The organism is Paenibacillus thalictri, from assembly GCF_004307995.1.
Lineage (GTDB): Bacteria > Bacillota > Bacilli > Paenibacillales > NBRC-103111 > Paenibacillus_AF > Paenibacillus_AF thalictri.
Genome location: NZ_SIRE01000045.1, coordinates 36644 through 49951, shown reverse-complemented (window position 1 = coordinate 49951; position 13308 = coordinate 36644). Strand labels below are relative to the sequence as shown.

Here is a 13308-nt window from a genome sequence, read left to right as displayed (position 1 = left end):
TTCCCTTTCCTCCTGTATCCCTTGTTGTCTCAGCAACTCCAAGGTTACAGGAAAGTGATGCTCAGGTGGTCATTTTTTTGATGAGCGAACCCCTGCAGGGTGGTCACAATTTAGATTAGCATTCACAGACTCGACTTTACGGCTTTTTACCTTTGTGTTTAATATTTTTGTAGACCTTCCCAATCGGGTCCCTTCATGTATGCCAATTCCCCAAATTTTTTGGCTGCTATTATCTAAGACCTCATACCCTACAACAACCTCACCTTTTACATGATCGGACAAAATCAACAGTTTAAGAAAAGTACAGTCCGATTGGGGGTTATAAATACCTTTGTTCAAATTGGTCGAGGCCTTATTCCCTTTACTGCCTGCTCTTTTTTCAATGGCAGCTTCTATCTTCTTTTCCTTTTCAGAACCATGATTAGTATGAGCCGTATTCTGACTCGTCAGTTTTTCCAAAAGTTCTTGCTGCATTTGCTGCTTCATCTTTTGCATATCATTGGATATTTTTTTCGTTATTTTCTGCTCCAGGTTCTCTTGGAGTTCTTTGGCATTACTAATATTACGGTTTACGCGTTTAGCGCTTGATGCCTTTCCTCGATTTGCTTTCTTGGAACTCCGTTTAGGTTTAGTTAGCGAATGAATAGTCGCTCTTATCCCCTGCAAGATGGACATCTTTCTCTTACTTTGCCGCGCCATATCCTCCCGCCTTCAGTAACATTCTTTTGTTATTACTATACCACTTTTAATCCGCTACGGAATCAACTTGCAAAAGGGAGGCGGAGCAGATCTTAAGAAATCAAAACCAGTACAGCGGATGCGAAGTACGGTTACATGGTGGGGGACGTTACGTGGGAAGGATTATTTTACTGGAATCATCACACTGTGGACTTTAAAAATGGATGCCCCTATTGCGCCCGGCAGTGGCAATGGCTGCACCTCATAAATTTCCAATGCCGATCCCGGGCGCGCTGCGTGCTTGGTAAGCCACCTCTTTTACGTCCATGACTTTGTTCGGAGGGATTCTCATTTACCCTGAGGCCGTTGTCACTTATGTAGAAGCAGCTCGCAACCGATATGGTTTTTTTGTTTCGCGGTCAGCGAGACTCACCATTACCGATTCAGGTTTTACCCGTGCGATCAAACCCATTGCTTCAATTCGACCAACCATTTCAGAAATGTAGGCTACCGTCTTATTTTTTGCTCCCGTCCCACCATCGATATCGACCATGAAACGAATATCCGCTCCTTGATCCAGATACGGCAATATGATGTCTTCGAGGCGATTTCGCTCAGCATAACTGAACTGGGCGGCAATCTCACTGGAGAAGGTTGTTTCTAATGACAATTTTTCTTGAACAGAACGGATTTCCCTCGGTAGTATCACTTGCCGGCTGCACAGCCATGCGCCACGGCCGACTCGATAAATCACGATGTAACTCACGAATTTCGTGTGTCCTGGATGGGTCTGAGCATCTGTAGTAACTACGAGATCATAAACCGCCCCCGGATCGCTCTCGATGAAACGAGAAATTCGGTCCAGAACGTCGTTAAACTCAAGGTTCTGTTCAGTCGTATTGCGGAACGTCGTTTCATGAATGAATGGGTATTGTCGTATTTTTGTTTTCATGGGATTCACCTGTAATGCAAGGCTGGCTTCTTCCTTTCGTATTGGTTTAGTGGGAGAAGACGGAATCGAACCGCCGAACCCCGAAGGGAACTGATTTACAGTCAGTTGCGTTTAACCTCTTCGCTACTCGCCTTTATTTGGTGCCGGCGAAAGGATTTGAACCTTTGACCTGCTGATTAAAAGTCAGCTGCTCTACCCATTGAGCTACGCCTAAACCCATTTCATGGCCAACTCACACTGTGCGAACCGCTTGTTATGTACTTTTCGTGCGGCCAGCGGGATTTGAACCCGCAACTGAGCTTTCGCTGCACGAGCCTTTGAGGCCCGCATGTCTGCTATTCCATCACAGCCGCATGGCTGCCCCTCCAGGGCTCGAACCTGGGATCGCGGCTTCAAAGACCGCTGCCTTACCCACTTGGCTAAGAGGCAATATTTTGGGGAGACCAACCGGAATCGAACCGGTGATAACGGAGTCACAATCCGTCGCGTTAACCATTTCGCCATGATCTCCATGGAGGTTCGGGCTGGAATTGAACCAGCGGCGCATGACTTTTCAGGCCATCACTCTGCCAACTGAGCTGCCAAACCATTGGAGCGGAATACGGACTCGAACCCACCGAATGCACGATTTTTTTCTGCATAGAAAATGCTACTCGCCCCGCCGTGGTACCATTTGAGTCGCTCATCAGGTTATTCGCCCGAAAGAAGACAAGCACAAACGGACCACTTGCTTGAGTGCAAGTAGCCTTTTACGTACAAAATCTATGGATCAACGGAATTAGATTCAGAACGGTCCGTGATTTAAGATCACGTTAGCACCGCTCCTCCTCTTTCTAGGATTGAACGGTCCAAACGTGGCACGTAAAAGCTACGAATGATCGGCTGGATATAGGCTTCAAGGAAGCTCAAAAATTGCCCTTTAATACCATTTTCGCGCCAAATATCGGCATGCTCATGATTGATCGATATCTCCGGATAACCAAATAACTGCTGCTGACAAGGCTTCTCGCATTGATTTATTAATAATGGCTTTCTCATGACCTATCCCTTCCTTTCATCGTAATTTTCTCATCAGTTCGATTTTGCACTTTAACGCTTTAATGTTTTACCGCTTTACTTATTGCGATATTATCATGGTGCATTTTTGATGTCAACCCTCTTTTTGTAATTTTTATATTTCACCCATCTATATAAATTAAACAAAAGAACTTCCAGGAAGAACGAAGTGCAGTGGAGAAAGGGAATTGTTTTGCCGGCAAGTTTTGGCTTTGAATTCCTGCCATCCGCAGGCCTATTCAATCAAAGGAATTCAAAACAAGCTGTCTGAAGCGGCAAAATAATCCCTTTCGGAACGGAACGGGCTTCCAAGTCATTTGTTCCATTTATATAGAAAAAAAGAAAAAAGACCGCTGAATGCCAGCGATCTTTTCATATCAGGACAAAACCGTCAAAAATGTCGTCTATTTTGTCTACACTTCCTCCCTGTCTTCAAGGAGTTAGGGATATCGAAAAAGTCCGCGTGGCAAGATATATGATTTTGGGACATTAAGAAATAAATGGTCGCCTTTCGTTTGGCTCCACTGCTCAATGCGCTCAACTCCAAATGGATATATGGCCTTTTTCATCCCCGCTCACGCTCCTTTCCATGTTCCTAAATTTTCCTTATCATAAATCAATTACAACTTCAGTGTCAATAGTGGGTGTGATCTATCGTCACAAAAGTAATCTTATGTCCGGACCGAGCTACCGCCGTGCCGGTTGCGCCGGTGGCGTCCCTGCTAACAACATTAGTACAACGAATTTTAAAGCGTTAATCATATGGCCTTAAGTTGTAAGACCATTTTTCTGAATGAGTTACTGCTTGTTGGATATTACGTGATCAAGAAACCGATCTGCGTCGCTATTAAATTTCCAGTTGACTCCAAATTTATCAACTAACATTCCAAAACACGAAGACCAAGGCGTATTGGATACCGGCATGATCACATGACCGCCAACAGACAAATGACTAAAATATTGTTCCAGTTTTTGCTTGTCATCCATGACCAGACTAATCAGAACATTATTCCCTTTCACCAGCTCGCCTGTTGCCGCCTTCATTGAAGGCAAAATGTCCGACATCATGATTTTACCGCCTGCTAATGCTATGGAAGACTCCATGATCATATTTAACTCATTTTCCGGCAGTGGGTAGTTTGGATCTTGCGGGATATCCCCAAATTTCGCTTTTTTTACTTCAATTGCGCTTAGAGCCTCCGAATAAAATTCAATCACTTGTTGTGCATTTCCATCAAAGTTTAAATAGACAATAGCTGCCATCGAGCAATACCTCCTTTTTGTTATAAATGTAGTATAATTTATAAAAGGTGACAGCTATATGTCACTGTTTCATACTGAAGCAGAAAAAGAGGGGAATCCGATGGAAAAGGTTGAGAGACTCATCTCTATCATCATGATCTTGCTGAAAAAAAATGTCGTTTCCACCAAAGAATTCGTTCAATTATTTAACGTCTCCAAAAGAACGATTCTTCGCGATATGGAAACCTTGAGTTTATCAAACATCCCGGTCTATTCGGTCACTGGAGTTCATGGCGGCTACGGTATTATGGATGAATACAAGGTTGATAAACGGCTTTTAAGCAGCTCCGACTTAGAGAATATATTGACTGCGCTCGGCGGATTGGAGCAAATTCTCATTAGCGAAGAAGTTGAAATAACGATCAAAAAAATAGAAGCCATGGTTAGTCCATTGGCTCCGAAAGGTTCGATTCAACTATCTTTTTATGATTGGGAGGGTCGGTCGGAGCTTCGTCAAACCTTGAAAACATGTCAGGAAGCCATATTAAAGAGAAGATTGGTTTCATTTGATTATATAGATAAAAATGGCACAGCGACAAAAAGAACTGTCGAGCCTTATCAGCTTCATTTTAGCGAAACGAGTTGGTATTTGAAAGGATACTGTTTACATCGCATGAGATATAGAACGTTCAAATTATCCCGGATCGAGCATCTTAAGATAAATGAACAAACGTTTAGCCCTAGAGGTGATGTATTGGAACAAGAGCAGGAAGCAAATTATGAGCCGGAGCTAGTCGCAGTCAAGGCGCTGATTTCACCCGGCATAAAAGATCAATTCATTGAGAGATACGGTCGAAAGAGCATTGAAAACTATAGCTCTGATTATTTATTAGCAACAATCCATGTTCCGCAAAACAGTCATGGATTTCAATTTTTAGCGAGCTTCGGTACAAATCTGCAAATCGTAGAGCCCAAAACCTATGTTGAACACTTTCGGAATTATTTAAATAAAATGATGGATAAATATGCTTAACGAGTACATGATCAACATACACGGCTTCTCCGTATTGTCGTGTAAACGAATAAGGATCTACTGTAAGATATACCTATATAAGTTGAACCAAAGAACTGCCTGGAAAGGCAGAGTGAAATGGAGAAAGGGAATGGTCTTGCCAGCGAGTTTTGGCTTTGAATTCCTACAAACCGCAGGCCCATTTCATCAAAGGAATTCAAAACAAGATGTCTGAAGCGGGCAAGACTATCCCTTTCGGAATGAAGCGGACTTCAAATCTTTGGTTCAACTTATATAGATCAAACCGAATTCCCGCCCCACCTTCTCCAAACTGTCGAGGGCAAAAGCAAGATCTTCTTCCGTATGCTGCGCCGTAACGATAAGACGCACGCGCCCTTTGTCCATCGCCACAGTCGGATACAAGATGCTTTGCGCGAAGAGGCCTTCTTCGAGCAATCGATCCGAGAAGTGTGTCGTCCGAATCGGATCACCGACGATAATGGGGATGATCGGCGTCTCGCTGGCACCGGTATCGAAGCCCAAACGCTGCAATGAGCTCCGGAAAGTGTCCGCATTGTGCCACAACCTGGCGACCAGATCCGAGCTATCGCGAAGCACCCGGATTGCAGCCAAGCAGGTTGCCGCAACAGCCGGTGGCTGCGAAGTACTGAAGAGAAACGGCCTCGCGGAGTGAATCAAATGCTCCTTCAGCAGCTGCGCCCCAGCCACATAACCGCCAACGGCGCCAATTGCTTTGGACAACGTGCCGATCTGGACATGCACCCGCCCGTGAAGCCCGAAGTGATCGGTCGAACCCTTGCCATTCTTGCCAAGTACCCCGCTGGCATGCGCGTCGTCGACATATACTATAGCATCATAGGCTTCCGCTAATTGCACGATGTCGGGAAGCGGTGCAATATCGCCGTCCATGCTGAAGACGCCATCGGTCACGATGATGCGTTTACGGTGCTTTTGCGTATTTTTCAGCACGACTTCGAGCTGGTTCATGTCCTTGTGCGCATAGATTTTGCGCGCCGCTTTCGTTAGACGAATGCCATCGATGATGCTCGCATGGTTGAGTTCGTCGGAAATAACAGCATCATCTGCGCCAAGAATCGCGGACAACGCGCCTTGATTCGTCGTGAAGCCGGATTGAAAAACAAGCGCCGCTTCCGTGCCTTTGAATGCGGCCAGCTCAAGCTCAAGCTGCTCGTGAATATCAAGCGTCCCCGTTATGGTCCGCACCGATCCGCTGCCGACACCGTATTTCTCAATTGCCTCAATCGCGGCTTTCTTTAATGCCGGATGATCCGTCAGCCCCAAATAATTGTTGGAGGACATTTGGAGAATACGGCGCCCGTTCAAATACATCCACGTGCCGGAACCGCTCTCCCATACTTTAATCGTACGGTACCGCCCGTCACGTTTCCAGCCTTCGATATCTGCCGCCAAATCATCTAAATATTTCATAGAGTTTCCTCCTAAGTGACATTGAATTAATGCATAAAAACAATTTTGCCGCACTGGCCTTCCTGCATTAAACGGAAAGCTTCCTCATATTGTTCCAGTGTAAATTTATGTGTGATCACCGAGGCCAAATCCACTCGTTTCTGGTTCAATAAACCCTTCATCTGATACCAGGTTTGGTACATTTTGCGGCCGGTGATGCCTTCAACTTTAAGCCCTTTGAAAATGATCTGATTTGTCACATCCAAACTGACTTCCTTTGTCGGAAGGCCCAGCAGAGACACTCTTCCCGCATTTGCGGCCGCTTCGAACGCGTCTGCAATAGCCAGCGGGCTGCCGGACATTTCGAGCACGACTTCAACCCCCTCGCCGTCCGTGAGCTTGCGCAGCTCCTCGGATGTACGCGTTTGCAGTGCGTTGATCGTCACATCCGCTCCCATCTGCAAAGCGATGCCGAGCCGATTCGGATTAATGTCCACGGCGTAGATCGCGCCTGCACCACATGCTCTCGCCACCTTGATCGCCAGCAAACCGATCGGCCCTACGCCGATGATCGCGACTGATTTCCCCACGATATCGCCGGACAACACGGTCTGAACCGCATTGCCAAGCGGATCCTGCAAGCAAGCGATTTCGAATGGCAATTCAGGTGCGTTACAAATAAGATTACTCGCCTTGACGACGGCGAATTCGGCGAAGCAGCCCGGTGCCGTAATACCAAAGCTTTTTGTATGGGGGCACACATGCCCGTTACCCGTCCTGCACGCTTTGCAATTCCCGCAGCTCATGTGCCCTTCAGCGGAGACGTGGTCGCCGAGCTTAACACCGCGAACCCGATCCCCGATTTCGACAACGACGCCGGCAAATTCATGCCCGAAGACATTCGGCGTAATCACCGTTTTTTCCGCCCAAGCATCCCAATTATAAATGTGCAGATCCGTTCCACAAATAGACGTCGCCTTAATTTGCACAAGCACTTCATCGTCGCTGCATGTCGGAATGGGAACTTCTTTTAATACAGCACCAGGTCCTCGATGCTCTTTAACCAACCCTATCATTGATCCGGCCATGATGATTCCCCCTGCGAAAAATACAATATAATATACATACGTACGTTTTAACGCTTATGTATACCATGTTACACGAATGTATGTTATATTGTAAATAGGCGATTTTATCAGACCCAATTTGAATAAAAGGAGTCACACCATGCAAGAACCGATACACAAGATGGTCGGCCGAAAGCTGCTGAACATCCGCAAAACAAGGGGCTTAAGCTTGGATCAGGTGGCCGAGCTGACAGGTGTCAGCAAAGCGATGCTAGGGCAAATCGAGCGCGGTGATTCAAACCCGACGATCTCGGTACTGTGGAAAATCGTAAGCGGACTGCAGATCTCCTTCACCTCGTTGATCGAAGACGATGAGCCGAAAATAACCGTCGTTCGTTCGGATGACTTATCTCCCTTCGAGGAAGAAGACGGCCAATATCGCGCATATCCCCTGTTCCCTTTCCACCCGCAAAAGAACTTCGAAATCTACACGGTCAAAATGTCTTCGCATTGCAGCCATACATCCGAAGCGCACAACGAAGGCGTCGAAGAATACATTTTGATGGTGGAAGGCAAGCTGCAGGTTACGATCGGGCAAGAAAGCTACACGCTGAATGCCGGCGACGGTATCCATTTCACCGCAGACAGACCGCATACTTATACAAATTTAACTGACCGCGAGACCGTCTATAAAACTATCATCTTTTATCCTTCCGCTTAAAGAAAGCAAGCATCACCGACCGGCGGCTTGTGCCTTTCTTTTGTTCTATCTGTACCAAAACGACGGTTTTATTGTACAAGGCTATATACATGTTATTGCCCATGCCGGACGCACAAAAATAAAGCCTAAGGAGGATATGCTCCTTAAGCTTTATTTATCAACTTGTGCTATTCCACGATCTCTTGAAACTGCTGCTTAGTCAATTTCAAACTCTTTTAAGTGATCATCTCCAGTTACGTTTACTTTTGTCGACTCGCGGCGTTGTTCCGCCTCATATTCCTCCCATGTGATACCATAAGGGAAACCGCCATCCGTGTATCCGGCGATAAAATAGAAATTCTCGTCTTGTTCAAGCAGCCTCGTATGATCCGTATTCTGATCGACCCGTTTATTTTTCTTCCTGGCGGGCATAAAACTCACCACCTAAAGCCATCGTAACTGACTATGCAGTTCAGCCAAATTGTCATAAAAACCCCAACCGATACCTTCTGTTTTGGAAACGATCGCTTCCAAACGTTCTTTGAATTCGTCGAACAATTCGCCCAATTCATCTTCATTCACTTGATCAATGATATTAGCATACATGGAAGCCATGCTGTAGTAAAAGCGCCCATCTATATCCCCGTAACTTAAGGTGAAATCAACTCCATTTTCGACGTAGATCAGCTTCAATTCCAGACTGTACTTGACGTTCCCGGTCAATCTCTCGAATTCCGAGATCGCATTTCTCGCTTCCTTCAGCCTAAGCTTGCCGAAACCCCGTTCAGGGAAAAATTCATTTTCAACCTTCTTGCGGTACTCTTGATAGAGGGACTCTACCGCCTCAGCGCCCAGTATTCTTACGGCAAGAAACTTCTCCATATCTTTACTGGCTCCATAACAAGCCTTGACCAAATCGATGAGCCGGTCATTGCTTAGCTGCTTCAGATGCTTATTCAGAGCGGACTTTGTTAGCTTCACGGGCTTTATATCCTCCGGTTTCTTAATCAGTGAAAATCAGCTTGTCCTTCTGTCGAATAAACTACTGATTTACTTCTTCGTATGAGAAATGTTCTGAATCATATCCTTCTTTGACCCAGCTCCAGATTCGCGTCAAAAACAACTTGAATGAACGGCTGGTAATGTCCCTCTGACATGAACATTTCCTCTATGTTATCATCAGTATAACATACGAGATCTTGATTCAGCTCATCTCCGTATGGACCAAGTGAGATCTATACAGTCAGACGGTGCATATTACCATTGACTTCACCCCAGAAGGCGCCTATTGTACTTGGGCTTGTCCGGATCCTCGACAACAACGAGCTTCAGTCCCGGTATGCTGGCAACGTACTTACGGTATTCGAGCCAATCGGTAGGATTTTGTTCTGGATGCTGCGGATTGCTCGGTTCGAACTGCGCCATAATGGTCTAGCCTGCCATCGGCCCCATCTGCGGCATAAAATCGCTAGTTTCTTCAAGGTTGAAGCTCTTTTACAAAAAACGTCTTTGCCCCGGTTCACAGCCCGGAACAAAGACGTTTGATTTTCCTAAATCAATCAGCCAGGTAAATAGGCCTTGGTATTTTGCAGCATCTGTTGAAATAAGCTTTGCGCACCCTTAACATCCAGCGTAACTAACGGATCTTGAATAGACGCTTGAAAGGCCAGTGATTTATCCTTCGTCAACGCCGCCTGAAGCACGGTTTGTTGATTCGCGAAGTGCCGGGCAACCAGGCTATGTGTGATCTCCACTAAAATAGAGCGCTACGTCAATAAAAATTCCACTTCGTTATTATTTATATAAGTAAGTTGATTCGCCCCAAGACCTCTGTAAGCGACCCTCGTGTTTCCTCTTTTAGTAATGACATGAATGGAACGCGGGTTCCACTTTTTACAGATTTGTATGTAGCGGCAGCACAGATTGAAGCTAAGTTCAAATAAATACACCTCACCGACCCGGATATCGGGAGCGCCCCATGTTCTATCATCCTCTGTATTCACCATGAGAATCTGATCCACCCCCATGGCCTCCAATCGTTTTTTTCCATATTTATTGTTAGTAATTGCCAAAAAATTCTCACCCTTTTCCCTAAGCAAACTGAGAAATTCTTTGCCCGCACGGTTTGGAGCGGAGACTATAATATACTCTGTCGCGCTGGATTCGGTTTGCATGCGAAAACTACTCAATGTGTTCTCCTCCTTTGGAGGCAGCACGCGTAGTCGAAGCCATATTTAAATTCTCTGACCACCCTGTTCTGCCTCTCCAAATAGTACGCTTACGAAGTTAGCTGTCGGATTCGGACGTGAGAATCGCCCTACCCGGCATATGCCGGGATTCACCCCACAGAGCATAAGTTTCATGCAGCTGATGTTGGTTCCCCCGCTCCTGCTCTAACAAAATGCAGAACTCAGCGATCAAGTTGCTTTAATGCCGGCTTTCCCTACATTGACGGCGATAAGCAGGACCTCCCTTGGGGCCCTGCTTTTTTTCGATTGTCTACAGTTTATGCTTCTCTTGATGCTATAAAGTCCGGACGTGGCTTTTGCCCGGAACAAGGTTCACCCAGCTTGTTGTGCACACTATTATACACGATAAATACGTTACTTCTAGGATCAGGCGAAATATTACTGTTGGATCCATGCATCAAATTGCAATCAAATAGCAGCACAGAGCCGGCTTTCCCAACAGGTGCAACAATCCCTCCCTGCCGCACCAAATACTTCAGGCTCTCCTGATCGGGAACCCCGTATTCTTGCTTTCTGAGCGACGATTTGTAGTTATTCTCCGGTGTCTGGCCTACGCAGGAGACGAAGATTTGATGCGACCCCGGCACGACCATCAGGGGTCCGTTATTTGCATGATTATCTTCCAAGGCAATAGAGCAGCTCAGTGCTCTCATTCTTGGCATCCCATCCTCCACATGCCACGTTTCAAAATCCGAATGCCAATAAAATTCTTTCCCCGTAAAGCCTTGTTTGAAATTAATTCTGGATTGATGGACATATACGTCACTTCCCAAAATTTGCTTGATGATAGCCTGCATGCTCGGATGCTGCGCCATTTGCTTAAACACCTCATCGTCGCGGTGCACGGCAAATATAGAACGGATTTCATCGCCTCCAGGCTCACGAATCACTTCAGGCTTCTTTTCGTGTTTATTCTGCTCCCAGAGCCTTGCGAGCTCCTCCTTCCACAATTGCACCTGTGATTCGTCAAAAAATTCCTCCAGGAATAAATATCCGTTCTCCTCATAGAAGGCCAACTGATCCTCATTGATCACCGGTTGCTCTATCGAGTGATTGTATACTACGGGGTCTGTCCGGGATATCAGCTTTGGCTCCGGATACACTCTCGAAGGATAGACGTCAGCTGCATTAGACACAGGTTTCAGTGTACTTTGCTCTTTCATGGTCATCGGAATGGCAACTCCTCACTATTATAGTTTAGTTTAAAGGATAGGTTCCTTCGGCATCGTGCACTTCCTGACCTGTGGTAGGCGGATTAAATACACAGATCATACGCATCTGGCTTTTCCCGCGCAGCAGATGCTTCTCGTGTCCATTCAGCACATACAGTGTTCCCGGCTGAATAGGATAGATCGTACCGGTAGCCAGCACTTCGATTTCACCTTCGCCTTCGATACAGTAAACAGCCTCAACATGATTTTTATACCATATTTCCGTTTCCGTGCCGGCTTTAATGATGGTATCGTGAAGCGAGAAGCCCACATTATCCGCCTTAACCAACAATCGTTTACTTGACCAGGTTTCTGTGTCCACATCGAATTTTGTCCCTGTAAAGTCATTGATATTTCTAACAATCATACTCCATGCCTCCTCGGAAATTTCAAATCTTATGCAAGGGCATAATGCCTTGCCGCCAATTCCTTCATGCACTGCTCCAAAATGTCGAGGCCGCGATTAAGACCTGTTTGGTCAATGATTAATGGCGGCATGATCTTGGCCACTTCACTGTCCGTACCCGAGGTTTCCATAATTAATCCTTTGGAGAAGGCAAGCTCGCATAAAGATTCAGCCACACCGTTTGTCTCAAATGCGATTCCTTGCATCAGGCCTCTACCTCTTACCTGACCCTTCAGTTGAGGAAAAGAAGAAACCATGCTGCAGAGTCGAAGGTTTAATAGCTCTCCCTTATCTATGATTTCTTTGGAAAAATCGTTGTTCTCCCAATAACGCAATGCCTCGGATGCTGTGATAAATGCCAGATTATTTCCCCGAAAGGTCCCGTTATGCTCACCCGGCTCCCATATATCCAGTTCAGGCCGGATCAATGTCAAGGCCATGGGCAGGCCATAACCTCCTATTGATTTGGATAAGCATACAATATCAGGCGTAATCCCCGAAGCCTCGAAACTGAAGAAAGTACCGGTTCTTCCGCAGCCCATTTGGACATCGTCCACAATGAGCACGATTTGGTGTTCCTTGCATAGCTTTTCCAGACGGCGCAGCCATTCGGCTCCAGCTACATTGATGCCTCCCTCTCCTTGAATAGTTTCAACGATAATGGCGGCGGGAAGGGAAATTCCACTGCCAGTGTCTTGAATATAATTTTCCATATAATCTATCGTATGAAAATTTTCACCCAAATACCCGTCGTAAGGCATGGATACGCTGTGATGCAGCGGTACACCGGCCCCGCTTCGCTTGAACTTATTCCCGGTAACCGAGAGCGCCCCAAGCGTCATGCCATGGAATGCATTAGTAAATCCTATCACCGTAGAACGCTCCGTAACCTTACGCGCCAACTTCAAGGCGCTTTCAACCGAATTGGCGCCCGTGGGACCTGGAAACTGAACTTTATAAGAAAGCCCTCTTGGCTCAAGGATCACTTGGCGAAACCGTTCCAAAAACTGTTGCTTGGCTTCCGTAGCCATATCCAGACTATGGGTCACCCCGTCTTCTTGAATGTATTGCAGCAGCTTTTGCTTCAATACCGGGTTGTTGTGCCCATAATTAAGCGCCCCGGCTCCTGCAAAAAAATCGATATATTCTTCTCCGGCTGCATCCCATAATGTATAACCTTTGGCTTTTGTAAATACGGTTGGAAACGAACGGCAATAGCTGCGCACCTCCGATTCAAGGGTGTCAAAGACGTGCAGAGATGGCTTTTCTTTTTGTAACGTTTTCAT

General features: G+C 46.1%; 16 protein-coding genes, 4 tRNA genes and 1 riboswitch. Of the genes, 2 read left to right on the top strand and 18 right to left on the bottom strand.

The window, feature by feature from the left end; translation table 11 throughout:
- Nucleotides 1–69: 69 nt before the first annotated feature.
- The 8 genes from EYB31_RS38180 to EYB31_RS38135 form a co-directional block, all read right to left on the bottom strand.
- Entirely contained in the window at nt 70–675 is a 606-nt protein-coding gene (locus EYB31_RS38180) for a hypothetical protein (RefSeq protein WP_131018860.1), read from the bottom strand.
- Between the two features lie 376 nt (nt 676–1051).
- Nucleotides 1052–1630 carry a ribonuclease H-like YkuK family protein gene (locus EYB31_RS38175; protein ID WP_131018859.1) on the bottom strand — a complete coding sequence of 193 codons (579 nt, stop codon included), beginning with the start codon at nt 1628–1630 and terminating at the stop codon, nt 1052–1054.
- Nucleotides 1631–1897: 267 nt separating this feature from the next.
- A tRNA-Leu gene (locus EYB31_RS38160) sits at nt 1898–1983 on the bottom strand.
- Nucleotide 1984: 1 nt separating this feature from the next.
- A tRNA-Gln gene (locus EYB31_RS38155) sits at nt 1985–2059 on the bottom strand.
- A 6-nt stretch (nt 2060–2065) separates the two neighbouring features.
- A tRNA-His gene (locus EYB31_RS38150) sits at nt 2066–2140 on the bottom strand.
- A 2-nt stretch (nt 2141–2142) separates the two neighbouring features.
- Nucleotides 2143–2218 (bottom strand) — tRNA-Phe (locus tag EYB31_RS38145).
- A 219-nt stretch (nt 2219–2437) separates the two neighbouring features.
- Nucleotides 2438–2668, bottom strand: coding sequence for a hypothetical protein (locus EYB31_RS38140; protein WP_131018858.1), 231 nt, complete (start codon nt 2666–2668; stop codon nt 2438–2440).
- Nucleotides 2669–3484: 816 nt separating this feature from the next.
- On the bottom strand, nt 3485–3949 hold the full coding sequence (locus tag EYB31_RS38135) for a VOC family protein (RefSeq protein WP_131018857.1): 465 nt from the start codon (nt 3947–3949) through the stop codon (nt 3485–3487).
- 100 nt (nt 3950–4049) lie between these two features.
- On the opposite strand from EYB31_RS38135, the gene EYB31_RS38130 reads away from it, so the two are divergent.
- Nucleotides 4050–4961, top strand: coding sequence for a helix-turn-helix transcriptional regulator (locus EYB31_RS38130; protein WP_131018863.1), 912 nt, complete (start codon nt 4050–4052; stop codon nt 4959–4961).
- A 264-nt stretch (nt 4962–5225) separates the two neighbouring features.
- Here EYB31_RS38130 and EYB31_RS38125 read toward each other — a convergent pair whose 3' ends face one another.
- Both EYB31_RS38125 and tdh read right to left on the bottom strand, forming a co-directional pair.
- Nucleotides 5226–6410, bottom strand: coding sequence for a glycine C-acetyltransferase (locus EYB31_RS38125; protein ID WP_131018856.1), 1185 nt, complete (start codon nt 6408–6410; stop codon nt 5226–5228).
- A 26-nt stretch (nt 6411–6436) separates the two neighbouring features.
- On the bottom strand, nt 6437–7477 hold the full coding sequence (gene tdh / locus EYB31_RS38120) for an L-threonine 3-dehydrogenase (protein ID WP_131018855.1): 1041 nt from the start codon (nt 7475–7477) through the stop codon (nt 6437–6439).
- 139 nt (nt 7478–7616) lie between these two features.
- Here tdh and EYB31_RS38115 point away from each other — a divergent pair, with 139 nt between their 5' ends.
- Nucleotides 7617–8177, top strand: a complete 561-nt coding sequence (locus EYB31_RS38115) for a helix-turn-helix domain-containing protein (RefSeq protein ID WP_131018854.1) — start codon at nt 7617–7619, stop codon at nt 8175–8177.
- 195 nt (nt 8178–8372) lie between these two features.
- Here the strand turns inward: EYB31_RS38115 and EYB31_RS38110 are convergent, their stop codons facing one another.
- The 8 genes from EYB31_RS38110 to ectB all read right to left on the bottom strand — a co-directional run bounded on the left by EYB31_RS38110 (nt 8373) and on the right by ectB (nt 13308).
- Nucleotides 8373–8588, bottom strand: a complete 216-nt coding sequence (locus EYB31_RS38110) for a hypothetical protein (RefSeq protein ID WP_240763207.1) — start codon at nt 8586–8588, stop codon at nt 8373–8375.
- A 12-nt stretch (nt 8589–8600) separates the two neighbouring features.
- Nucleotides 8601–9137 carry a DUF6155 family protein gene (locus tag EYB31_RS38105; protein WP_240763206.1) on the bottom strand — a complete coding sequence of 179 codons (537 nt, stop codon included), beginning with the start codon at nt 9135–9137 and terminating at the stop codon, nt 8601–8603.
- A 288-nt stretch (nt 9138–9425) separates the two neighbouring features.
- Entirely contained in the window at nt 9426–9581 is a 156-nt protein-coding gene (locus EYB31_RS40535; protein WP_165452827.1) for a hypothetical protein, read from the bottom strand.
- A 134-nt stretch (nt 9582–9715) separates the two neighbouring features.
- Nucleotides 9716–9910 (bottom strand): family 4 glycosyl hydrolase, encoded by a 195-nt coding sequence (locus EYB31_RS38100; RefSeq protein ID WP_131018853.1) that lies wholly within the window; start codon nt 9908–9910, stop codon nt 9716–9718.
- Between the two features lie 12 nt (nt 9911–9922).
- Entirely contained in the window at nt 9923–10345 is a 423-nt protein-coding gene (locus EYB31_RS38095; protein WP_131018852.1) for a hypothetical protein, read from the bottom strand.
- Between the two features lie 69 nt (nt 10346–10414).
- Nucleotides 10415–10582: riboswitch (cyclic di-AMP (ydaO/yuaA leader) on the bottom strand.
- Nucleotides 10583–10662: 80 nt separating this feature from the next.
- Nucleotides 10663–11574, bottom strand: a complete 912-nt coding sequence (gene thpD, locus EYB31_RS38090) for an ectoine hydroxylase (protein ID WP_131018851.1) — start codon at nt 11572–11574, stop codon at nt 10663–10665.
- Nucleotides 11575–11602: 28 nt separating this feature from the next.
- Nucleotides 11603–11983 (bottom strand): ectoine synthase, encoded by a 381-nt coding sequence (locus EYB31_RS38085; RefSeq protein ID WP_131018850.1) that lies wholly within the window; start codon nt 11981–11983, stop codon nt 11603–11605.
- A 29-nt stretch (nt 11984–12012) separates the two neighbouring features.
- A complete protein-coding gene (gene ectB, locus EYB31_RS38080) occupies nt 12013–13308 on the bottom strand; it encodes a diaminobutyrate--2-oxoglutarate transaminase (RefSeq protein WP_131018849.1) in 1296 nt (431 codons plus the stop codon).